We start from the raw sequence: 23,246 nt of genomic DNA, 5'->3' as shown, positions 1-23,246 counted from the left end.
GTCGCAGTTTCTAGTTCGTCGACATCGTTGCGGGCACAGTCCAGGATCGCCAGGACCTGATCGACCGGGGCGTGCAGACGCACCCCGGCGTGCGGTGGACCGTGCATCCCGTCCAACGGAAACACATCCAGGATGCCCTCGCGTCGTGCACGGCGAGGTCACCGATCGCGGCGAGCAATCCGGTCCCGGTGTCGATGGTGACGGGGCCGATGGTGCCGGGCGAACCGTTACGGCCACCCGGCGGCGAGGGCCGGTCCTGCGTTCGGGCCGGCAGATCCAGTTGTGTCTGCTGCCAGGCGATCTCGTGGCCGTTAGCGGCCCAGACCTGATCGGCGGCCAGGCTTGCGGTGATGGTGACCCACCGTTCGACGTCGGCACCTGGAACCGTCCGGCCTGTTGACGGGAGCTCGGCTGCTGCAACGAGTTCCGCCGGCCACCCGATCGCCGCCGATGCACCGGCGGCCGCCAGAGGCATCGTCAGCGCCCCGCCGCCCACCTCGATACCGCTGTCCTGGACCAGCCAGGTCAGGGTGAGCCCTGAGGTGTCGAGGAAGTCGTACCCGTTGTCGACGAGCACGGTCCGGGCCTGCGGATCGATCGTCAGCTTCACCGGGGCGATGACCTTCTTGTACTCCAGCAGGCCCGGTGACGGCGTGCGGTCGGGGAACAGCAGGCCATCGGTGATGAAGTTGCCGTCGTGCACGGGTTCACCGAAATCGCCGCCGTAGGCGAAGTAGTCGTCTCCGTCGGCGTTACGGGCAGTGATGGCCTGGTCCAGCCATTCCCAGACGAAACCGCCCTGCAGCCGGGGGTGGGTATCGAAGAGATCCTGGTATTCGGTCAGTCCGCCGGGACCGTTGCCCATCGCGTGCGCGTATTCGCACAGCAGGAAGGGGAGCGATCGTCGGTGGGCGTCGAGTTCGTCGGTGCCGGCGGCAGTCTCGGTCAACAACCCGATCTGCTGCACCTCGGGGACATCGGCGTACATCCGGCTGTAGACGTCGACGTATCCGCTGTCGAAGTCACCTTCGTAGTGCACGAGCCGGGAGGAGTCCCGCGACTTGACCCACCTGGCCATCGCCGCGAGGTTCCGGCCGACCCCGGATTCGTTGCCGAGCGACCACAGGATGATGCTGGGATGGTTCTTGTCGCGCTCGACGGTCCGCTGCATCCGGTCCAGCAACGCGGGTTCCCACATCGGTTCGTCGCTGGGGTTCCCGCGCCAGTCGCAGAAGGAGAACCCATGGGTCTCCAGATCGCACTCGTCGACGACCCACAGGCCCCACTCGTCGCACAGGTCCAGGAACCGCCGGTCCGGCGGATAGTGACTGGTACGGACGGCATTGATGTTGTGCTGCTTCATCAACGCGATATCCTGACGCATGGTCTCGACGCTGATTGTCCGGCCGGTCTCCGGGTGCCACTCGTGACGGTTCACACCGCGCAGCAGCAGCGGCGCCCCGTTCACCTGCAGCAGGCCATCTCGCAGTTCGACCCGGCGGAACCCGACCCGCAGGGGGATCACCTCGGCGTCGGTCGTCAGGGTTCCGTCGTGCAGGACGGGGGCCTCGGCGGTCCAGGGGCTGACGCCCGGCAGACTGTGGACCATCGCTGCGTCCACCCCGACCAGCCCGAGGCCGGGGAAGTCCAGCCGTCCTGCGATGGGTGCGCCGGAGGCGTCGGTGGCGTCCACCGTGAGGGTGCCGGTTCCGGTGGCGGCGTCGAAGTCCGCGTGCACGAACACATCTGACGGCGCGCCGGTCGGTCGGCACAGCAAGAGGACGGATCGGAAGATGCCGGAGACCCACCACATGTCCTGGTCCTCGAGGTAGGACGCGGCCGACCACTGTCGCACCCGGACGGCAAGCACGTTCGTCCCCGGACGCAGCGCATCGGTGGCGTCGAACTCCGCGGCCAGCCGGCTACCGGTCGACCAGCCCAGCATGACGCCGTTGAGCCAGACCGTGGCATGCGAATCGACTCCTTCGAATCGCAGTACCCGCCGACCGGCGGGCCAGCTCTCCGGGACGGTGAGGGTCACCCGGTACTCCCCCGTCGGATTCGCGTCCGGGACGTGCGGCGGATCGACCGGGAAGGGGTAGATGACGTTCGTGTAGGCAGGCGGGCTGTAGCAAGGCTTCTCGGGCAGACCGGCCAGCTGCCAGACAGACGGCACCCGGAGCAGATCCCACATCGAGTCGTCGTGGTCGGGTTCCTGGAAGTCGACCGCAAGGCCCGCCTCGTCCGGACTGAAGTGGAACCTCCAGTCGCCGTCCAGGAGCAGCGACGGAGCATCGGATTCCCACCAGGACCGTGGAGCGAGTCGGCCAGCTCCAGGCAGAACGCTCTCCACCGAAGCGACCTCCTCCGGGTCGATACGCTTTCCTGTTTCGGTGTGCTGAGGCTGGGGTCCGGTCGTCGACGTCATGACCTCGAGATCGTACTCGGATAGACCCGGGCGGCCTTCGAAGTATTCCACTGGCATATGTAGCCTCTTTCAAAGGGATGAGCGTAACCTGGGGGCCTGCAGCGCAGTCGCAACCATCGGCTGGTGAACGCCGAACTGATGACGGGTCCTTGTCGTGCCTGAAAACTAAATTGAAGGTGAGTAGCCACGCTGATCACCGTGCCGTCTTACAATATGAACGGCCATATGACAGCTGCGAACGAGGCCCTCTCCAGGATTGCGGAATTTCCGGGTCATTGGTGAAACTGTTCGGCGGATGCGAGGTGAGAACGGATGATCAATCGGCCAGGGCGGCGAACACCAGTCGGTGCAGCAATGCTTCCCAACTGGTGTTGGAGGCGCTACGCACCTGCATCATGAACGTTGCGGAGATCTTCGACGCTGGGTCGACGAAAAATGCGGTGCCGCCGGCGCCGTTCCAGTAGTAGACCCCCTTCCTGGTGAGAATTCTGCGCGCGATGGGGTCGGTCACCACTGCAAAGCCTAGCCCGAAACCTAGTCCCGATAGGTCGTCCTCGAGTCCGTGGCGCTGGAACGAGGCAATGTCGGCGCCACCAGGAAGATGATTGGAGGTGGCGAATTTCAGCGTTTCTGGGCTGATCAATCCCCCGCCGCCGGCCGCTAGCGCGAGAACGAACCGTTGGTAGTCATCCATCGTGCTGAACAGGCCTCCACCGCCGGAGAGCAGTACCGGCTCCGCACCTGGATCTGCGGTGGCCGGCATGGGCAAGAACGTGGTCCCGCCGGGCTGACCGCCGTAGAACTGGGCAATCCGGTGACGTTCGGGCATCGGGACCGAGAAGCCGCTCTGAGACATATTGAGTGGGTCGAGCAACTCGGACTGGAAGAACTGGTCCAGCGAGCTGCCGGAAACGATCTCCACGAGTCGGCCCAAGACATCGTTGGACACCGAGTAGTTCCAGGCTGTTCCCGGTTGGAAGAGCAGCGGAAGACCAGCCAAGTGGGTCACGTTGGTCGCGAGGTCTGTCTTCCCGTAGGCCTCGGCGATCCCGAATTGCTGGTATAAGCGGTTCACACCGTTCTCGCCCGCCCAGTTGTAGGTCAACCCCGACGTGTGCGTGAGAAGATGCCATGCGGTCAAGGGTGCCTGCAGCGGCTCCACGTCATCAGGATCGTGCGCAACGGTTCGGCAGACTGAAGTTGCCGCGAACTCGGGGATGTACTCCGACAGCGGAGCCCGGACATCGAGTAGCCCCCGCTCGTACAGCATGAGGGTCGCCACCGACGTCATCGGCTTGGTCATGGATACGACGCGGTAGATCGTGTCGGCCTCAACGGGGAGCGAGCGTTCCAGATCCCGCTGGCCGTAGTGGTCCTCCAGCACCGTGGACTGACCTATGTTCACGCGTACGTCGAATCCGGGTAATAGCCCATGATCGACGGCCCGGCGGAAGCAGCGGCTGATCTGGGCAAGGCGGTGGGGATCAAAAGCAATTGTCATCAGTAGTTCGCCTTTCTACGAAGTATCACGCGGGCTACGAATCATGAGGGCCGACATCGAGGTCAGGTCATCTGACGTGCCACTATTCTGCAGCGGAAGTCCCCTGCTCGGTTCAAGTTCAAGTTCAAGTCGGAGTCGCGTCGTCTGGTGAGGGGCCGCCCGTCGGTGTGGTGATCGGGGCTTGCATGATGGTGATCGACGAATCGTCCTGCTCGGCCATACCGGCCCGCACAGCCGCCCGGAATTTGCCGTAGGCCGCTTCCGCGACGGGCGAGAGCACACCCGAAGTCTGGCAGAGACCTTGGACGATGCCCATGTCCTTGGCCATGACGTCCGTGCGGGAGCGGAGTTCCACCGGCTCGGAACGGAGTTGCGCGATCATCCGGGGCCCACGGTCGGCCAGCATGAAGGACGCCGCAGCTCCCGATTGCAGTATCTGCAAGCAGCGCTCGAGGTCGAGTCCCAACGAATGGGCCAGCGCCAGTGCCTCGGCGGCAGCCGCCGTGTGCACCCCGCAGAGCAGCTGGTTGACCGTCTTCATGGTCTGACCGTCGCCGGGTTCGGAACCGACGACGTAGACGGTCGACCCCAGCAGATCCAGCACCGGCCGGGTGACCTCGAGGTGCTCCCGACTGGCTCCGACCATCACCAACAGGTCGCCGCTCGCCGCTCGCACGCTGCCACCGCTCACCGGCGCATCGACCAGTCCGATGGAGAACGGCCGGAGTTCCTCAGCCGCGTGACGGACCGCGTCAGCACCGACCGTCGAGGTCATCACGACGGCCGCCCCAGGACGAAGGGCTTGAGCGATCCCCTGCACCTCCCCGGCACCGAACAGCACGTGCTGCATCTGGTCGGCAGTCCGGACGCTGATGACGGCCACGTCGGCATGTCGGCAGGCCGCAGCGGCAGTGTCGGCCGGATGGACCCCGGCCTTGGCGGCGAGTTCGATGCGGCTGGGATCGGGGTCGTACACGTCGACCTCGAAATGCTGCGCGAGCCAGGTCGCCATGGGTAGTCCCATGGCGCCCAGACCCAGCAGGGCCACCCGCGTCGACGCGCGTTCATCCTTCACTGCATGCCTCTTCCACCATGTTGACGGTCCTACTCACCGTTGTGGACAACCCCGCCGCCAACCCGCAGACCGGATCCACCGCCGCGTCCGTTCTGCTACTGGTCTGCGTCGAGCCGGTCGAGCTGGGCCTGCGTCAGTGCGATGTCGCTGGCGGCTGCCGAGTCGCTGACCGAGGATGCGCGCTTCGCGCCTGGGATCGGGATCACCACGGGCGACTGCGCCAATTCCCAGGCCAATGCGACCTGCTGGGAGCTGACGGAGAGTTCCTTCGCCACTTCGGCGAATGCCGGATGCTTGGCGGCCAATTCCTTGGCGTCACCGAGTCCCCCGAGCGGGCTCCACGGCAGGAATGCAAGACCCAATTCTTCGCAGACGTCGATTTCTGGTCGGCTGCTGCGGAATTTGGGCGAGAACTGGTTCTGGACGCTCACCAACGCATCTCCGAGAATGGCGTGAGCCTGCCGGATCTGGGTGGGATCCACGTTGGACAATCCGAGCATGCGGACTTTGCCGGACGCATGAATCTCGCCCAGTGTCTGCAGAATTTCTTCGAAAGCGACGTCCGGATCGGGGCGGTGGTGTTGCCACAAGGTGATCTGCCCGACGCCCAGCCGGCGCAGGCTGTCGTCCACGGCGCTGATCAGATGATCATGGGATCCGTCGATTCCCCATTCGCCGCCCGCGATGCGGGTATGCCCACCTTTGGTGGCCAGAACGACCTGGTCCCGCACTCCTAGTTCGTCCAGAAGTCCCGCGATCAGCTTCTCGTTGGCGCCCTGGGTGTCTGCGCCCAGTTCCTCGCCCGGCCCGTAGGCGTCTGCGGTATCGAAGAGGGTGACGCCTGCCTCCAGGGCGGCTGTCACGGTACCGATGAGCTGCTCGCGGGGCTGCGTCCCGGTCTGGTCGAAAGTCATCAACCCGAGGCCGATGGCGCCCACCTCGAGCCGTCCGACCGTGTCATTTCCAATGTGGCGTGTGTGCATTGCTTGACTGTACATCGGTGTGTACATCGATGTACAACCGGCCGAGGGTGCGATGGCCGGATGCATCCGCGGGCCGTCTGGCGCCCGATCAGGGTTGGGTGCTCGACCGCACCAGGAGTTCGAAACCGAGTGTGGCCCTTCGTGATTCGCCAGGGCTGCCGACATCCTGCTCGCTGATCCGCTGCTGTAGCAGTTGCAGGGCGGCCGTGACGATGCCTGGCTTGTCGGGCCTCACGGTGGTAAGGGGCGGAAAGGCGAACCGACCCTCTTCGATGTCGTCGAAGCCGGCCACGGCGATGTCCTGCGGAATACGGAAACCCTGCCGGCGGGCCTCGTGGATGGCTCCCAGCGCCAGCAGATCGCTGAAGCAGAACACCACCTTCGGGCGCTCCGGGAGGGCGAGGAGCAGGCCCATGGCCCTGGCGCCCTCGGCCCGGGAAAAGGCGTCCACCTGCAGGTGGGGGATGCTGCCGGGATCAATACCTGCGCTGGTCAGGGCCGCGTCGAAGCCCGCTGCGCGCAGCCGCGATGCGTCGACGGCCAGGTTCTCCCTGATGCCGATCGCTGCGATCTTGCGGTCGATGGAGAGCAGGTGATCGGTCATCTGGCGCGAGGCCGCCTCGTAGTCGATGGCCACCGAGTCACCGGTGAGATCCGGAATGTGCTCACCGAGCAGGATCATCGGGGTTCTTGCCGGTCGCAAGTCGAGGATGTCGTCGGCAGACAGGGCTGACGGGCTGTAGACGAGGCCATCGATCAGGCGACCACTAAGCCCTTCGACGACACGACGCTCGCGGTCCCGGTCGGCATCCGTCTGGTCCACCAGGATTGCCCAGCCGAGATCCGCGGCCTGGCGCACGAACTCGGCGGTCAGCTCGGCGAAGTAGGGCGAATCCAGCAAGGGCATGGCTACCGCGATGATCCCGGACCGGCCGCTCCGCAGGGTGCGGGCGGAGAGGTTGAGCCGATATCCGAGGCTGTCCAATGCCTCCTGGACACGCCGTCTGGTTTCGGGCGCGACGTAGGGCCAGTCACGCACCACGTTCGACACGGTCTTGACGGAGACACCCGCCAGGTCCGCAACGTCACGCATGCTCACTTCGCCCACATCAACTCCGACTCCAGAACGTCGTCCACCGAGATCCGGCCTCCTGATCCCGTCCCCTGTCCGGGCCGAACACGGGCCGGCTTGCCCGGGCAGGTCGCAGTCATGATGCACAGAAGCCGGCGCAGATGCCAACCGCCCCCGAGCTCATCGTTGTATGTGTGCCTACATCGTCAATGTTTGGTAGACCCGTACGGCGCCTAGAGCGCCGAACCAGTACCCCAGGCATCTCGTCGTCAACCGGACCTGGTGGCGGGGCTCGGCGGCGAACAGCCACGGCCCGAACGGTTGACCGACGATTCGCTGCTGCCAGCGTTTCGCCATCTGCCGCCACAGCTCGGCCGTTTCGTGGCCCAACGTCATGCGGCGGATCCGGCCGCTTTTGGTGCAACCCAGGATCTCGTTGGACGTACTTCGCGAGATGGTCAGAATGTCGCCGTCCAGATCACCCAGTTGCAGCGAGGCCAACTCGCCCCGCCGGGCACCGGAACTGGCGGCCAGGTGCGCCAGCAGCAGCACCTGCTCCGCCCGGTGCAGACGCGCCACCGCCGGGGCGGTGCTTTCGACATCGGCCTGCGCCGCGTCGAGATCGAGCTGCGCGTAGTGAAGGATCTCCCGGACCTGATCAACGGACGCGTGCAGCCGAACAGCTGCATGCGGTGGGTTCCGCATCCCGTCCAGCGGGTCCACCTCGACGATCCGCTCGCAGTAGGCCCAACCCACGGCCGAGCGGAGCATTCTGACCCTGGCCCAGTTCGTCGGGTCCTTCCACCCTTCCTCCCGCCACATCTGGCACGCCGCCCGCAGCACCGCCGGGCTCAGCGCCACCACCCGCCGACTAGCGTGCCTGCGCTGCCTCAGGTCCGCTCTGGGTCCCAACCAGGGCCCCGGCAAAGTCGTGATTGGATTTTCTGACATGCGGTGATGTGCGGCGACACGCCGTGAGTGGTGGTTTGCGGGTGGGCGTGGCCCGTGGTGATGATCATGAAGGTTCTTCAGGCCGCTCACTTACAGCCAAGGACCACGCCCGATGACATCATCTCCGATCTTGACCGTTGTTGACCCATTCGACGCCGACGAGTTCCCCGACGTCCCGGCCGCGCCGGCAGCCCTGCTGCGTGCGTTGCGAACAGTGCCGGACCCACGCAAACCACGCGGACGTCGGCACCAGCTGTCCACCATCTTGGCGGTCGCGGCGTGCGCCGTCATCGCCGGAGCCCGCTCATTTGTTGCGATCGCCGAATGGGCGCAGGCGGCTACCCCGGCGGCGTTGACCAAGCTCGGAGTGACCGGCGAAAAACCGTGCGAGTCAACGATCCGGCGGACGTTGAACAGGCTCGACGCGGACGGCCTGGACGTCATCGTCGGCGCCTGGGCCGCCCTGGTCGCCACCACCTCGCAGCGTGTGCAGGTGATCGCCGTCGACGGCAAATCGGCCCGGGGCTCCGCCGTCGGCGGCGGCCGGTGCCGGCACCTGCTCTCAGCGTTGACACACACCGACGGCCTGGTCCTGGCCCAGCTCGATGTCGACGTCAAAACCAACGAGATCCCCTTGTTCGCCAAGCTTCTGGACAACATCGAACTACTCGGCAGGCTGGTCACCGCCGATGCGCTGCACTGCCAGAGAATTCATGCCGACTACCTGGTCGAACAACGCGGAGCGCACTACCTGCTGACCGTGAAGGGTAACCAACCGGCCCTGCGCCGGCAGCTGGCACAACTCCCATGGGACCAGGTCCACATCGCCGACACCCAGAACGACCGCGGTCACGGAAGGGTCGAGAAACGGAGCATCAAAGTGGTGAGCATCGACGCCGGGATCCTGTTTCCCTACGCCGCCCAAGCAATCCAGATCACCCGGAAAACTCGCCGACTCACATCCGGGAAATGGCGGACAGAAACGGTCTACGCCGTCACCGACCTCACCGCGCTACAAGCCCACGGGCAACAGCTCGCCAGCTGGCTCCGCGGCCACTGGTCCATCGAAAATCGGCTGCACTGGGTCCGCGACGTCACCTTCGGCGAAGACCTGTCCCAAGTCCGCACCGGCAGCGGACCACAAGTCATGGCCACCCTGCGGAACCTGGCCATCGGAATCCTACGAATAGCCGGCGCCACCAACATCGCCCAAGCCGTCCGACACCACGCCCGAGACACCAACCGACCCCTCAAACTCCTGCTGACCAGCTGAAACCGTCACCAACCTCGCCCCAGGGTGACTTTGCCGGGGCCCTGGGGTCCCAACACGGCAGGGCAATGGCCGCGGCCGAGCCCCCATCCGGTCCGCGGAACGGTTGACGGTCCGAGCATTGCCCCATCCCAACAACGGTGGGGATGGTATTGGGATAGTTGTTGGGATGCGATCTTGGATGCCGACGACTAGCAGCGCGAAACAGGCTGCGGTACATTGGTTTTGGTGGTGCGCCTGGAGGGATTCGAACCCCCAACCTTCTGATGAAAGCGGGTAAGTGATTGCAGCGTAACACTTCTCACCCATCATAGGTTGACAGTTGCCTCAGGTCAACGCCTTCATAGCAGTAGTAGTACGACTGTCCTGCCATTCGAACCTCGACCTCCGAAATCCATTCGCGCATATGCTGCTGCCGCGCCCGCCGACCTCCCACTGACGAGCCAAAGCGGCACCTATTGAGGCGGGCACGGAACCATTCGCCTGCACAGTCAACCTACCCATACCCCTTCCATTCTCGTTCGCCTCACGCGAACGGGCCAACCGGCGACTTTGCTCATGGCTAGCCGATACGCATTGCTGCACAACGATATTGTCCCTCTAATAGATGCCCAGGAGCAACTGCTGCAGGACTGGGTACTGTGGCAGCGCGGCCGCGGCATGTCCGACAAGACCATCACCGACCGGCTGACCATCATCCGCCGCATTCCCGAAGCCGCCACCATTACCCCGCAAGGCGTCGACCGGTTCCTGACCTCCACTGCCTGGGCCAAGGCCACCCGGGCCAACTACCACGGCGCCATCCGCGCCTGGTGCAAATGGCTCATCATCACCGGCCAGCGTGCCGATGACCCGACCCTGATCGCCACCACCCCCAAGGTGAAGAAGGGCCGGCCCCGGCCCGTCGCCGACGAACACCTGGAGATCCTGCTCGACACCCGTATGTACCGGCGAACCAGGGCGATGATCCTGCTCGCGGCCTACGCCGGCCTGCGGGTCAGCGAGATCGCCGCCATCAAGGGCGATGACGTCGACACCGTCATCAACACCATCACCGTCATCGGCAAGGGCGACAAGGAACGCCAGATACCACTGCACCCCATCCTCAAGGACCTCGCCGCAGTCATGCCCCGCCGGGGTTGGTGGTTCCCCACCTACGTCGGGAACACGAAACACCTCGCCGGCGGACCATGCTCGGCAACTCCGTCAGCTCCAGCATCTCCAACGTCATGGACCGCGCCGGCATCCCCGGCACCCCCCACGCCCTCCGCCACTGGTTCGGCACCGCCCTCCGCGAAGCCGGCGTCGACTCCCTGGTCATCAAAGAACTCATGGGCCACGAATCCCTGGCCACCACCGCCATCTACGTCGACGTACCTCTCAAGCAGCGATCAGCGGCGGTCTCGCTGTTACCTGTCATCTCCTCTGTCCGACCGGCGCTCAACACCGACAACGACACGGCGTTCGAGCAGTTCACCCTGTTCGACTGGGCCACTAGGTAAGTCGAGTGACTGCATCTTTTGACGGCCCGGTTGGGGCTGGTGAGGGCTCTCCGACGCTTGGCGGATAACGGTGCGGACGCGCCAAGCAGTGACGTGCCCAGAACTGCCACCGCTGGGTACGCCGCTTCTGTAGAGACCCCAGTGAGTGCCGGGCCCCGGTGATCGCCGTGTTGCAATTTCGCAAAGTATTCACCGGATCCCCCAAGGGCGCTGCAAGGTTGGTTGGCGAGTCGTTTGCCAGGCTGTACATCTTCACGCCGCGCCCTCAAGGGCGCGGCCGATCGCCGCGCCGCTCCGCAACGGTGACAACGCCCGGCTACCGGGTCCGTGGTTGGTGACCTCCTGCTCCCCTTCTACCCCCCAATCATGTCCCAGTGCGGGGCCGCCGACGGTCATGCGATCAATCAGTCGCCAGGAACGGCCGAGAGCTCGCAAGCTCTCGTTCACATCCACGGCTGGTACCACCGCGGCTGACGTCACCGGGTACGCCACCGGCTCCACACCCGCCAACCCGCGGAACCGCCACGTTACAAATTGTTTTAGTTCGTTCAGGCATCTGGATCAGTGCCCATTGAGCGGACGTTTGGAATGGTTTGTCAACAGCAGTGCCGCCAAGGCCGCGGCGGCGAGCACGATCAGAAACAGGGCATAGTCGCGTGCGGAACTGATCAGTCCGCCACCGTGTATGACGAGAATCCCGGCGCTGATTGCTGGTACGCCCATGCCGCAATAGGAGATGATGTACAGGACCGACAGGACACCGGCCCGGTCACGCGGCGGGGCCAGCGGAATGACGGTGCGAAAGGCGCCCTGGAGTCCGGCGCCGAATCCGACGCCCGCCAGCACGGTGGTGGCTAAGAATCCAGCCGTCGAGGACTCCTCCACGGCAACCAGTGTGCCGCCCGCGGCTGTGAAAGTGGCGGCGATACTGCACAGCATCACGGTATGAGGCGCTAGGCGGCTCAGTGCCACCGCGCTGATGGACGAGACGATGGCCAGCACGAAAAAGGGAAGTCCGCCGACGACTGCCGACGCGGACCCCGATAGCTGTCGGGCCAGGGCCGGGCCGAGTGAGCCGTAGAGCCCCGAGAGCGCCCACACGGCAAACAGAATCGGTGCCGCCACGAGCACTGCGCCGCGCGTAGCGCGCGGCACGGCAAGCTCCGGGACGAGCGCAGCACGCAGCCCCGGCCTCCGGGCAGTCCTTTCCGGCGACACCACGACGCCGATGGCCTGCAGCATGAAGATTCCTATGAGCACCAAGTACACGATGTGCGTGGGCGCCGGGACATATTGGACCAGCACTCCCGATATAAGTGCGCCGACACCGGTGCCCACGCCGGGGGCGGTTGCATTCGCCAGGGTGCCGCGTTCGGGGTCCAGGTCGAGCATGGCTGCTCCCAGCGCGCCGACGGCCGCGCCGGTGGCAAGGCCCTGCAGCACCCTCCCGGCGAGCAGGGCATCGACGCCGCCCGCGGTGGTCAAGAGGGCCGCGGCGGCGGTCTGCACGGCGAGGGCGGCCAGCAGTACCGGCCGACGGCCGATGTGGTCGGACACCCGTCCGAGGACGAGCAGAGCGAGCAGGACGGCGATCGCGTACGCACCGAAAACGGCAGTGGTGGTGATAGGCGAGAAATGCCACTCGCGTGCGTAGGTGGCGTACAGCGGAGTGGGCACGCTGGAGGCTGCCAGGAAAGACATGACCATCGACGCCGGCAGCGCCAGGCGCAGGAAGCCCGAGGGCTGAACACCGGCAGCGGCCGAGGCTCTCGTCTGATCCGCCGCTAGCGGCTCGGTGCGCTGCAGGGTAACTGATTTGCTCATGTACCCAGTTTCTGCGCAGGACGACCGCCTCGCGAGTGGCAAGATTGCCTCTTTACGCTAAATTATTGCCATGTCTTTTCATCGGGTAGCTGTACTGGCACTGGATGGCGTCACCCCCATGGCCCTGGCGATCCCGGCGCAGATCTTCAGCCCCCGGCCGGAGACGCCGTACCGCCTGACGGTGTGCGGTCTGGCCAGCCAGGTGGTCACCATGGGCGGTCTCACCGTGGTGGTCGACGGCGGGCTCGCTGATGTCCGCGCGGCGGACACCGTGATCGTGCCCGGCCTGGATATGACCAGCCGGCCTCTGCCCGCAGCTGTGCTGGACACGTTGGCCGAAGTGGGTGATCGGGGACGGCGGGTGGTGTCGATCTGCAACGGCGCGTTCGCGTTGGCCGCAGCCGGTGTGCTGGACGGGCTCCACGCCACCACACACTGGGAGAACATCGACGAACTCGAAAAAGACTTCCCGGCCGTTGAGGTGGATCGGGATGTGTTGTACGTCGACGAGGGTAATATTCTCACCTCGGGCGGGGTGTGCTGCGGCATCGACCTGTGCCTGCACATCGTCCGCAGCGATGTCGGCGCGGCCGCGGCCAACCAGGTCGCGCGGCGTCTCGTGGCCCCGCCTCACCGCGATGGTGGCCAGGCGCAGTACGTGCCCGCACTGGTGCCGGCCACCGGCGACACTTCGCTCGCCGACACCCGTGCCTGGGCGCTGGAGCGTGTGGAGCAGCCTCTTTCCCTCATCGAGCTCACCCGCCACGCCGGCATGTCCCAGCGCTCCTTCATGCGCCGGTTCACCGCCGAGACAGGCACCACCCCCTTGCAATGGCTGGCCGGTGCACGCCTGAACCGGGCCAGGGAACTCCTGGAAACCACCGACCTTCCGGTCGACCACGTGGCCCGCAACTGCGGGCTGGGCACGGCCGCCAACCTGCGGCTGCACTTCCGGCGGACGCTGCACACCACTCCCACCGCCTACCGCCGCACATTCACCCACCGCGATTCCTCTGCCATCAACTAGGCATGATCGTAGGACTCGACTACGGTTCCAATCGACGGGGGTGGTGCGCGATGCATCCGAGTATGGTCGGGCGTCCACCCCCGGAAACCTCGACCGACCACCACCTGTCTGATCCTTTCCTGAAGTTCCTCGAAATGCTTGTCGGGAAGACCCGCAGTACACTCCGTAACGCATCGGTCCGCACCATTTGCAAAGAATAAGACGCCTCAGAAAATTCATTCCTTCCAAAACGGGGACCGATGCACCCGAAGGCACGCCGGGGCGATACCATTCAATCAGTGGTGAATAACGCTCTCGCATTGTTCACTCAGATCCCGCTTGACGTGAAAACCCTCCCGCCGACTCGCTCACAAGTGTGCATCGCCAGACATGAGCTTTGTCGGGCTGTCGCCGGCTAGGGTACGCAACCATTGGCGCAGGAGCGCCTGCTCGGGATCAGTCAGGGGCAGGGACGCTTGCTCGCCAATGAGTGCCCCGAGCTGGTTTGCCGCGGAGGCAATCGTGGCAGGCGCGCGCGGGCTGTGCGAGAATGCGCCGGGAATGAACAAGTCACGGTGGATGGCATCCCGCACCTGACGTGACAACGTCGGATCGCGGAAGTTTTCCGGTTGCACGACGAGCCCGAGGGAGACGCCGATGGCGGCGCTCATGATCTGTTGGGTTGCCAGGTCGATGTCGACGACGAGCAGGCCGGCTGCGGCTGCGCGCTCCAGGGCGGCTCGCAGGATGCGCATCAACTCGCTGGCTGCGCGGGGGACCTGGTCGAAAGTGGGCGACAGCATCAACCGGTAGACCGCGGGGTGACTGACGGCGAATTCGATGTGACTGTCCCAGCCGGCGAGCAGGTCTTCGACCGGGTTCGCCGAAGGCTTGGCATGGCGTTTCACCTCCAGATAGCGGTCGAAGCCGTGGTCGACGACCGCTTTGAGCAGGCCGGCCTTGTCGCCGAACTGCCGGTAGAGCACTGGGAGCCCGACGCCCGCGATCCGGCAGACGTCGCGGATCGCGATGTCACTGTCGGGCGAGGCGGTGAGTAACTGTTCGGCCGCGTCGAGCAGTCGTGTGCGTGCATCGGTCATGGAAACCATGATACCCGAAACTTGTATCGCAGTTACGGACGTGTTATCGTCGTTTCGGTAGAGCGAAAACCGCGATACGCCCGGCACGTTGGCCCGGGGATGCGTAGGACCGTCGTACCGCATTCATCGCGCACGGCGAGGTCAGCTCAATGTGCCTACACCTACCGGTGCTCCGGGATGGTCGATCCGGGTGCCGGTGCACCGAAAAGCGTTACCGCAGAACGAGCCTGCAGTCCTACGCTGCCGGCCGAGAAGGCGGACGAGTCCTAGCCGCGGATGCGACGACGGCACCCTGACCGCACCCTGACCGCACCCTGGAGGGAACCTCATGTCCCGTTTGGCTCACTGGTGTTTCGAGCACCGCAGGCGGGTCGTCGCCGGATGGCTGCTCGCCCTCGTCGCCATGTTCGCGGTGTCCACCGCCGTCGGCAGCAAGTTCGACCTCGACAGCACCCTGCCCGGTACCGATAGTCAGCTGGCTTACAACCTGCTGGATGCGAACTTTCCCGCCGCGGCCGGGGAAGGCGACGAGATGGTCATTCACACCATCGGCGGCGCGACTGTCAGCTCCGCGCAGACGCGGGGCGCCGTCACCCATGCGCTGACCGAGATGGCAGGCGTACCAGGCGTGACCGCGATCGATTCGCCCTACGCCGCCGGTGGGGCGGGGCAGATCAGCGCCGACGGCGCCACCGCCTTCGCCACGGTCACCTGGAACAGCGCGACACCTGCGGTTGCTGACGTGACCGCGTTGATCGCGGCCGCGAATTCAGCCAGCACACCCACCATCGAGGTCTCGCTCAGTGGCAGTGCCATCGGCAACACAGAGGACGACGGCGCCGGCCTGTCCGTCTCCGTCGGTGTGATCGCCGCCCTGGTCGTTCTGCTGCTGGTCTTCGGGGGGGCGGTGTTCCCTTCCCTGCTGCCACTTCTGGCCACCGGCCTGGCGCTGGTGATCAGCCTGTCGGTCACCGCCGTGCTGACCCATCTGCTCAAGATCCCCTCCATCGCCACTGATCTGGCCGTTCTCATCGGGCTGGGGGTCGGTGTCGACTACGGGTTGTTCATCATTTCGCGGCACCGCACAGCGGTCAAGGCAGGCGCCTCCTACCACGACGCCGCGGTGAAGGCCGTGTCGACGTCGGGGCGGACCGTGCTGTTCGCGGGCATCACGGTGTGCATCGCCCTACTGGGCCAATTGACCTTGGGGGTCGGCTTTCTCGGCGGCATGTCGATCGCCACGGCAATCGCGGTGGCGTCGACCATGGCCACGTCCCTCACCTTCTTACCCGCCATGTTCGGCTTCCTGGGCCCGAAGGTGCTGTCCCGACGCGAACGACGGACCCAGCTCACCGGAGGTCCGGTTCCGCAGGAGGGCACCGGCTTCTGGCTCCGCTGGGCTGCACTGGTGGAAAGGCGCAAGGTCCTCGTCGCGGTCGGATCGTTGGTCGCGGTGCTGGTGATCGCCCTGCCAGTGCTGACCTTGCGGCTCGGATCATCGGACTCCGGAACGGACGCGCACGGATCGACCACCCGACAGGCCTACGACACCCTCGCGCAGGGATTCGGCCCCGGCGTGAACGGACCGCTCGCTCTCGTCGCCGACATCAGATCTCCGGCGGACACCCAGGCTTTCGATTCGCTGCTAGCGAGTATCGCCCACACCGCGGGGGTCACCGCCGTGACGCCGCCGACGCCGAGTCCGAACGGGCGGGTGACCCTGGCGACCGTGTATCCGTCCACCGGCCCGCAGGACAGGAAAACCGTGGATCTGGTCGAGCACCTACGTCAGGACCTGATACCCGCCGCACAACGCGGAACCGGGCTCACTGTGCACGTCGGCGGACAGACCGCCTCCAACATCGACTTCTCGCGCACCCTGTCCGGCAAGTTGCCGCTGTTCGTCGCCGTCGTCGTGCTGCTGGCCTTCCTGCTGCTGATGATCGTGTTCCGTAGCCTGCTGATCCCGCTGGTTGCCTCGGTGATGAACCTGCTGTCGATCGGCGCGGCCCTCGGGGCGATGAACGCCGTGTTCAACTGGGGCTTCGGTCAATCGCTGCTCGGGCTCTCCGGCGCTGGACCCATCGATTCGTTCCTGCCGGTGTTGATGTTCTCCGTCCTGTTCGGGCTGTCCATGGACTACGAGGTGTACCTCGTCTCGCGGATGCGGGAGGAATGGCGGGCAGGACAGCCGACGACCGGCCCCGACATGCGGGACCTGGCTCACCGCCCACACCAACTCAATGGCCTGGCCGTTCGCACTGGACATGCCAAGAGCGGACGGGTGATCGCCGCGGCCGCAGTCATCATGGTCCTGGTCTTCGGGTCATTCCTGCTCGGCGGCGAACGGCAACTCCAAGAATTCGGGTTCGGTCTGGCGTTCTCCGTCCTGGTCGACGCGCCATTGGTGCGGAGCCTGCTGGTCCCGGCGCTCATGCACCTCATCGGGCCGGCCAACTGGAACCTACCGAAACGACTGGACAAAATTCTTCCGCAAATGGCGATCGAAGCCGACGAAATGATATCGGCCACCCCACCAGAACTGGAGAGCGCCCGTCGCCACTGAAATTTGAAACGGACCGCCATCCCGCAGTCATCAAGGGCCCCTCTTCAGTTCACATATCGTCAGAAACGGAAACAGTCATGATTCAGATCCGTCAGAAAGGTCGCATTGCGCGGCACCCCGCCCTCGCTCTCACCGCCGCCGCACTGCTGTTCGCCGGACTCGCCGGCTGCGGGACGTCCTCGACCTCGGCGCAGCAGAGCTCGACGACACCGACATCCTCGGCGCCGATGTCGACCGAGCCGACCGCCGCCGGCGCTCGTGCCGGCACGCCGTCGGTCAACGCGGCGCCGAACTCGGGCCCGGTCACCGGGTCGCCTCCGCATCCCGCATCGCTCCCTGGGGTGGCCAGCCGGTTGCGGGTGGGGTCGCAGTGGGTGAATGTGTTGTGCACGGGAGCGCCATCGAGGGAGCCGACGATCGTGCTGGTGGCCGGCGAGCAGGATCCGTTGACGAAGTTCACCGCGCTGCAGACCACCTTGAGCAAGACCATGAGAGTCTGCTCCTACGACCGGCCGGGTGAAGGGGCAAGCCCGGCACCAGCTGCGCAGCAATCCCTGTCAAGCGCCGCGGCGCTACTTGACGGCGTGCTGGAAGCGGCCGGAGTGGACGGCAAGGTGGTGCTCGTCGGGCATTCTCTCGGCGGTCTCATCGCGACCGAGTTCGCGCACCAATACCTGCCGCGGTTGGCGGCCCTGGTGCTGCTGGACGCCAGTGCGCCGTCAGTGGGCGGCGCCATCGAATCGCTGATCCCGGCCACGGCCACCGGTCCGGCGGGCGAAGCCCGGGCAGAGGTGGGCGGTCTGTCCTCCGCAGCGATGAACACCGAGAAGCTGGTGTATTCCGGGGCGCCGATCTCGTCGCTGGGGAGCCTGCGCATGACGGTCGTACAACACGGACAGCCCATCTATTCCGTGCTTCCGCAGTACGCCACCCGACTCCAGCAGATCTGGACCACCGGGCAGCAGCAGCTGGCGCAGCTCTCCAGCCGCAGCACGCTGGCAACGGCTCACAACAGTGGTCACTACATCTACCTCGACCAGCAGGGTTTGACGGTCCAGCTGATCGAACACGCAACCACTGGCTGAACCGGGCGCCGCTGATCGGCGGTCACCCGGTTCACCACTGGCCGGAACCGATACACAACTCGCTTCATCAATCGAGGAGGAACTTTCATGCAGTACCGCACTCTGGGCCGCACCGGCGTCCAGGTCAGCACTCTCGCACTGGGCGCCATGAACTTCGGCAAGATCGGTCGCACCACCCAGGACGAGGTCACCGCCATCGTTGATGCCGCGTTGGAGGGCGGCATCAACATCATCGACACCGCCGACATGTACAGCCAAGGCCAGTCCGAGGAAATGGTCGGCAAGGCGTTGAGGTCGGGATCGCCCGGCCGCCGCGACCACATCGTGCTGGCCACCAAGGCGAACATGCCGATGGGCGACGAGCGCAACCAGCAGGGCAGCTCCCGCCGTTGGTTGGTGACCGAGGTCGACAACAGCCTGCGACGCCTGGACGTCGACCACGTCGACCTCTACCAGATCCATCGGTGGGACCCGGCCACCAGCGACGAGGAAACCCTCTCAGCACTGACCGACCTGCAGCGGGCCGGGAAGATCCGCTACTTCGGCTCCTCGACATTCCCGGCCTACCGGGTGGTGCAGGCGCAGTGGGCCGCCCGGGCGAACCACCTCGGCCGGTACGTCACCGAGCAGCCGAGCTACTCGATCCTGCAGCGCGGCATCGAAACCCACGTCCTTCCCGTCACCCAGGAGTACGGCCTCGGCGTGCTGGCTTGGAGCCCGTTGGCCTCAGGCTGGTTGTCCGGTGCGGTCCGCGAGGGGCGGGAGGTCACCACCAGCCGTTCGGCGTTCATGCCGCAGCGTTTCGACACCACCATCCCGGCCAATCGGGCGAAGCTGGACGCCGTCGAGCAGTTGGCGAAAGTCGCCGAACTCGCCGGTCTGACGATGATCCAACTCGCCCTCGGCTTCGTCACCGCGCACCCCGGGGTCACCGCCGCCATCATCGGTCCCCGCACCATCGACCACCTGCACTCCCAACTCGCCGCCGCCGACACCGCGCTGCCCGCCGACGTGCTCGACGCGATCGATGCGATCGTCGCCCCAGGCGTCGATCTCGCCGCAGCGGAGAAGAACGACACCCCGCCCGCCCTGCTCGACCCAGCACTGCGCCGACGCTGATCTGCCGTGCCGGTAGCTGACGAAGGATTCACCAGTGACCCCAGACGATGTGAAGGTTTTCTTCCAAGGCAGCGCCGGCGTTGCCGGCGCACTGATCGGTCTGCTGTTCGTCGCTATATCGGTATCGCAGGAGCGGCTGTCCGAACGCGGTGACACCCAGCTGCATCGGGTGCGGGCGTCGGCGTCGCTGACATCATTCACCAACGCGCTGACCGTGTCGTTGTTTGCGCTGATACCAGATGAGAAGCTGGGCCCCGCCACGCTGACCGTTTCAATACTCGGATTGACCTTCGTCATCGGGTCGTTGCTGTCCATGATCCGCGTCCGGGCCCTCCGCTGGCCGGACGCCCGAGACCTTCTGTTCCTGGCCGGGCTGGGCACCATATTCGTCATTCAACTGATCATGGGAGCGCAGCTGCTTACGGATCCCAACGACGGCGGGGCGGCACGGACGATCGCAGTACTTGTCGTCGTCTGCTTCCTGGTCGGTGTCGCCCGAGCGTGGGAGATGGTCGGCGGTCCTTCGATCGGCTCGGAAACGAGATCCGTGCCCGGGTGCGGCCAGACCCCGGCCCGCATCTGCCGGTCGTTCCTTCCGGCATCGACTCCGACAGCGACGTCGACAACAAACAGGAAAACTCCCGCTGATCACCCACAGAATGAAGGTAGCGCCATGATCACCCAGCTGAGCCGCCGCGATACCGTCCTGCGCGCAACTGTTCTCACCAGCGTCGCGCTGTACGTCGTTCTGGACGTGGTCGCGCAACTACTTCCCCCGCACTACAACGTCCTCCACCAGCCGGAGAGCGATCTCGGCGTTGGCCCGTACGCGGTGTTGATGAATATCAACTTCGTGATTCGGGGCATCGGCGGCGCCGCCCTGGCCGTCCTGCTGTCGGCCACGGCCGCCACCAGCCGCCAGAAGGTGGGGGTGAGATTCCTGGTCGTGTGGGCGGCTTCGTCGGCGGCTCTGTCTGGAGTCCACACCGATGTGTCCTCCGGGTCGCTGGACACCACCCATTCCACTGTGGCAGGCACCGCTCACCTGATCATTGCGTTCGTTGGCTTCCTCTGTGCTGCGGCCGGCGCGGTTCTCACCATCAGCAGGACCGTCCGTCAACCTCAGGTGCTGCGCATCCTTGCCGTGAGCACCGCCGCCACCCTTGTCCTGTTCATCGCGGCCGCGGCGACCACTGACCTGTTCGGGCTTTTCGAGCGAATCTTCATCGCCTCTGTGTTGATCTGGACCACCGTCACCGCTTCCACGTGGTCGACGGGAAACAGCCGTGTTCCGGCGGCTGTAGGCCACCGATGACAGCTCAGCTATCACGCACGATCACCCTGTCGGTTGGCTCATCAACTGCCGTCCGGTTCCCACTACCCGGCGGCGCCACCTCGGAGGTGAATGGAGGTTCGTCTGCCCGGGATGTGGCCCGCCGGAGGGGACCGCTTCCAGCCTGCCTGAGCCGGTCTACGCGACCGCTGGCGCCGTCGCAGTCGGCTACAGGTCAACTCGGTGCCAGATTGGGCATTTCTGTTCGTGCGCCGGTTCGATCAGGCGCCGGCGCGGCGGTCGCTGCCGTCAAGTTGTCGGAGAACGTCCCGGGGGACGCGTACGCCGCGGGTGTGGAGGTCGGTGATGAAGCGGGCGGAGAGCGGATCCGGTTGTGCCTGCGTCACCGCGAGCAGTTGCCTGACCCACTTCGGTGAGAACGACCGGATGGTCGCGGGAAGGCCGGCAGTCACCGCGCTCACCGGGGTGATGGAGACGCCCATTCCGGCGGCGGCCAGTTGCGGCGCGGCCGAGGTGATCGAGGTACTCATCACCGGCTCTGGCCGCACCCCGGCTTCGGCGAGGGAGCGGTCCAACCACTCGCGCAGTCCGTTGTCGGGCGCGAAATGCACCAACGCCACGCCGTCGATTTCCTGCAGATGGACGGGGCCCGATCGGGCCAGAGGATGGTCCAGGGGTGCGGTCAGCACGATCTCCTCCTCGGCGATCATCCTGGTCACGTAGCCCTGCGGGACCGGGGCGGGTAGCAGCACGATGTCCGCTGCCCCGGTGTCGATGAAGCCGAGCAGCTCGGCGAGCACCGCCGACTCCCGCAGGCTGACGACGACGTCCGGGTGTCTGCGGTGCCAGTCCCGCAGGACCGGGGCGACCAGGGGCACGGTGAGGCTCTGGGCGCACACCACGCGCAGAGTTCCACCCGCGCCCTGGCCGACCGCACGAGCAGACTGCATGGCCGACGCGGCGGCCTCGAGGGCCCGACGGGCATGCGGCAGGGCGGCGTTGCCTGCGGGGGTCAGGCTCACCCCGCGTGGACGGCGGTTGAGCAGCGTGGTGTTCGTTTCCCGTTCCAGCTCGCCCAGCTGGTGCGAGACCGCAGGTTGGGTCAGATGGATCAGGCGTGCGGCTTCGGTGATCGAGCCGCAGTCAGCAACAGCGACCAGACATTCGAGCGCGCGAAGGGATGTCATGCGCAGATCTTATGGCAAAGCTAAAAACTATCAATCTCGCGATGGGAACGTCTGACGGCCGCTGATTGCTGAATACCTCGGGCGCCCGCATCGGGTGCTCCACACCAACAACTCAGGAGATTCGAAATGGCCACAGTTTTTGTCACCGGCGGGTCGGGGTTCATCGGGCAGGTATTGATCCGCCGGCTGGTGGACGAGGGGCACGATGTCCGAGCCCTGGTCCGGAGCGCGACGTCAGCAGATACGGTCGCGGCTTTGGGTGCGACGCCGGTGCCGGGGGTGCTGACCGAGCCTGGAACGTGGCGCGGCGGCGTGTCGGGCAGCGAGGTGCTGTTCCACCTGGCGGCCGAGACCGATCTGGACGCCGACCTCGCCCAGCACCAGCTGGTGACGGTCGAGGGGACCCGGGCCGCACTGCAAGTCGCCCGCGATGCCAAGGTGGCCCGCTTCGTGAACTGCGGCAGCGAGGCGGCGCTGCTGGCCGGCGACCCGCTCATCGATATCGATGAGACTGCGCCGCTTCGGCCGGACTCGCCGGCACCTTACTGCGCAGTCAAGGCGCAGCAGGAGGCGCTGGTGCTGGAGGCCAACACCGTCGGTTTCACCACCGTGTCCATCCGCCCCAAATTTGTCTGGGGCATCGGAAGCCCCGTCACCGAAATCTTCTCCGCCCTCGCACAGGCGGGCCAGTTCTCCTGGATCGGCGGCGGCCGCCACACGACCGACATCACCTACGTCGACAACGTCGTCGAGGGCCTGCTCCTGGGTTGGCGGCGCGGCAAGCCAGGCCAGGCCTACTTCATCACCGACCAGGAGCCCGCGGAATTCCGCGAGTTCATGCAGACCGTGTTCGACATCTACGGCGTCGACACCCCGATCCCCGACATCGACCTGGCCACCGCGGACCGAGTCGTTCCGGTCCCGGCGCGCTGGTTCATCGGGCAGACCTGCACCCTGCGCACCGACAAAGCCGTCACCGACCTCGGCTACCGGCCGGTCATCTCCCGGACCGCGGCCCTGAACACCCTGCGGCAATCCCGACAGCTCGAGACCACATCCGCACACCGCTGACCTCGAGAGGGCCGAGCTCACGCAACGACACCCCCGAGGACCGAGATCGTCGGATAAAGGGTCATCTCCGGATTGCACGGACGCGGGGCCGTTGGTAGCCCTGCCGGGCCGCGGGCTGGCAGTGGCAGGGGACTTCAGCTACCTGCTGAACTCCTCTGCCACCGACGGCGGCACCGACCGGGCTCCGACTCGCCACGCCACGCCGTGTCACC

At 65.7% G+C, this 23,246-nt stretch carries 18 protein-coding genes; 8 read left to right on the top strand and 10 right to left on the bottom strand.

The window, feature by feature from the left end; translation table 11 throughout:
• Positions 1 to 10 precede the first annotated feature (10 nt).
• From ABIB25_RS25895 to ABIB25_RS25870, 6 genes are all read right to left on the bottom strand, one after another.
• Entirely contained in the window at positions 11 to 2,353 is a 2,343-nt protein-coding gene (locus ABIB25_RS25895) for a glycoside hydrolase family 2 TIM barrel-domain containing protein (RefSeq protein WP_354531410.1), read from the bottom strand.
• A 391-nt stretch (positions 2,354 to 2,744) separates the two neighbouring features.
• Entirely contained in the window at positions 2,745 to 3,929 is a 1,185-nt protein-coding gene (locus ABIB25_RS25890; protein WP_354531409.1) for a serine hydrolase domain-containing protein, read from the bottom strand.
• A 124-nt stretch (positions 3,930 to 4,053) separates the two neighbouring features.
• A complete protein-coding gene (locus ABIB25_RS25885) occupies positions 4,054 to 5,004 on the bottom strand; it encodes an NAD(P)-dependent oxidoreductase (RefSeq protein ID WP_354531408.1) in 951 nt (316 codons plus the stop codon).
• Between the two features lie 95 nt (positions 5,005 to 5,099).
• Complete coding sequence (locus ABIB25_RS25880) at positions 5,100 to 5,987, bottom strand: aldo/keto reductase (RefSeq protein ID WP_354531407.1); 888 nt, start codon at positions 5,985 to 5,987, stop codon at positions 5,100 to 5,102.
• Between the two features lie 88 nt (positions 5,988 to 6,075).
• Positions 6,076 to 7,080 carry a LacI family DNA-binding transcriptional regulator gene (locus ABIB25_RS25875; protein WP_354531406.1) on the bottom strand — a complete coding sequence of 335 codons (1,005 nt, stop codon included), beginning with the start codon at positions 7,078 to 7,080 and terminating at the stop codon, positions 6,076 to 6,078.
• A gap of 177 nt (positions 7,081 to 7,257) precedes the next feature.
• Complete coding sequence (locus ABIB25_RS25870) at positions 7,258 to 7,923, bottom strand: hypothetical protein (protein ID WP_354531405.1); 666 nt, start codon at positions 7,921 to 7,923, stop codon at positions 7,258 to 7,260.
• Positions 7,924 to 8,122: 199 nt separating this feature from the next.
• On the opposite strand from ABIB25_RS25870, the gene ABIB25_RS25865 reads away from it, so the two are divergent.
• Positions 8,123 to 9,283, top strand: coding sequence for an ISAs1 family transposase (locus ABIB25_RS25865; RefSeq protein WP_354531404.1), 1,161 nt, complete (start codon positions 8,123 to 8,125; stop codon positions 9,281 to 9,283).
• Between the two features lie 597 nt (positions 9,284 to 9,880).
• On the opposite strand, the gene ABIB25_RS29260 is transcribed toward ABIB25_RS25865, so the two are convergent.
• Positions 9,881 to 10,378, bottom strand: coding sequence for a hypothetical protein (locus ABIB25_RS29260; RefSeq protein ID WP_502919905.1), 498 nt, complete (start codon positions 10,376 to 10,378; stop codon positions 9,881 to 9,883).
• On the opposite strand from ABIB25_RS29260, the gene ABIB25_RS29255 reads away from it, so the two are divergent.
• Positions 10,271 to 10,804, top strand: a complete 534-nt coding sequence (locus ABIB25_RS29255; protein WP_502919907.1) for a hypothetical protein — start codon at positions 10,271 to 10,273, stop codon at positions 10,802 to 10,804. The two genes, ABIB25_RS29260 and ABIB25_RS29255, sit on opposite strands and share 108 nt — an antisense overlap.
• A gap of 539 nt (positions 10,805 to 11,343) precedes the next feature.
• Here ABIB25_RS29255 and ABIB25_RS25850 read toward each other — a convergent pair.
• The gene (locus ABIB25_RS25850; RefSeq protein WP_354531402.1) at positions 11,344 to 12,606 is read right to left on the bottom strand and encodes an MFS transporter; all 1,263 of its coding nucleotides are present in this window, start codon (positions 12,604 to 12,606) and stop codon (positions 11,344 to 11,346) included.
• Positions 12,607 to 12,676: 70 nt separating this feature from the next.
• Here ABIB25_RS25850 and ABIB25_RS25845 point away from each other — a divergent pair, with 70 nt between their 5' ends.
• Positions 12,677 to 13,633, top strand: a complete 957-nt coding sequence (locus tag ABIB25_RS25845; RefSeq protein WP_354531401.1) for a GlxA family transcriptional regulator — start codon at positions 12,677 to 12,679, stop codon at positions 13,631 to 13,633.
• A 347-nt stretch (positions 13,634 to 13,980) separates the two neighbouring features.
• On the opposite strand, the gene ABIB25_RS25840 is transcribed toward ABIB25_RS25845, so the two are convergent.
• Positions 13,981 to 14,712, bottom strand: a complete 732-nt coding sequence (locus ABIB25_RS25840; RefSeq protein WP_354531400.1) for a TetR/AcrR family transcriptional regulator — start codon at positions 14,710 to 14,712, stop codon at positions 13,981 to 13,983.
• A 328-nt stretch (positions 14,713 to 15,040) separates the two neighbouring features.
• Here ABIB25_RS25840 and ABIB25_RS25835 point away from each other — a divergent pair, with 328 nt between their 5' ends.
• The 4 genes from ABIB25_RS25835 (at position 15,041) to ABIB25_RS25820 (ending at position 20,797) form a co-directional block, all read left to right on the top strand.
• Positions 15,041 to 17,278, top strand: coding sequence for an MMPL family transporter (locus ABIB25_RS25835; protein ID WP_354531399.1), 2,238 nt, complete (start codon positions 15,041 to 15,043; stop codon positions 17,276 to 17,278).
• Between the two features lie 77 nt (positions 17,279 to 17,355).
• Positions 17,356 to 18,363: an alpha/beta fold hydrolase gene (locus ABIB25_RS25830; protein WP_354531398.1), complete on the top strand. Its 1,008-nt coding sequence runs from the start codon at positions 17,356 to 17,358 to the stop codon at positions 18,361 to 18,363.
• A gap of 87 nt (positions 18,364 to 18,450) precedes the next feature.
• The gene (locus ABIB25_RS25825) at positions 18,451 to 19,482 is read left to right on the top strand and encodes an aldo/keto reductase (protein ID WP_354531397.1); all 1,032 of its coding nucleotides are present in this window, start codon (positions 18,451 to 18,453) and stop codon (positions 19,480 to 19,482) included.
• Positions 19,483 to 19,516: 34 nt separating this feature from the next.
• Positions 19,517 to 20,797, top strand: a complete 1,281-nt coding sequence (locus ABIB25_RS25820) for a DUF998 domain-containing protein (RefSeq protein WP_354531396.1) — start codon at positions 19,517 to 19,519, stop codon at positions 20,795 to 20,797.
• Positions 20,798 to 21,036: 239 nt separating this feature from the next.
• Here ABIB25_RS25820 and ABIB25_RS25815 read toward each other — a convergent pair whose 3' ends face one another.
• Positions 21,037 to 21,963, bottom strand: a complete 927-nt coding sequence (locus ABIB25_RS25815) for a LysR family transcriptional regulator (RefSeq protein ID WP_354531395.1) — start codon at positions 21,961 to 21,963, stop codon at positions 21,037 to 21,039.
• A gap of 126 nt (positions 21,964 to 22,089) precedes the next feature.
• Here ABIB25_RS25815 and ABIB25_RS25810 point away from each other — a divergent pair, with 126 nt between their 5' ends.
• Positions 22,090 to 23,034: an NAD-dependent epimerase/dehydratase family protein gene (locus ABIB25_RS25810; RefSeq protein ID WP_354531394.1), complete on the top strand. Its 945-nt coding sequence runs from the start codon at positions 22,090 to 22,092 to the stop codon at positions 23,032 to 23,034.
• The last annotated feature ends 212 nt before the right edge of the window (positions 23,035 to 23,246 follow it).

The organism is Nakamurella sp. UYEF19 (genome assembly GCF_040546275.1).
Lineage (GTDB): Bacteria > Actinomycetota > Actinomycetes > Mycobacteriales > Nakamurellaceae > Nakamurella.
The sequence above is the reverse complement of the archived record's forward strand: the minus strand, read 5'-3'. Positions and strand labels throughout refer to the sequence as shown.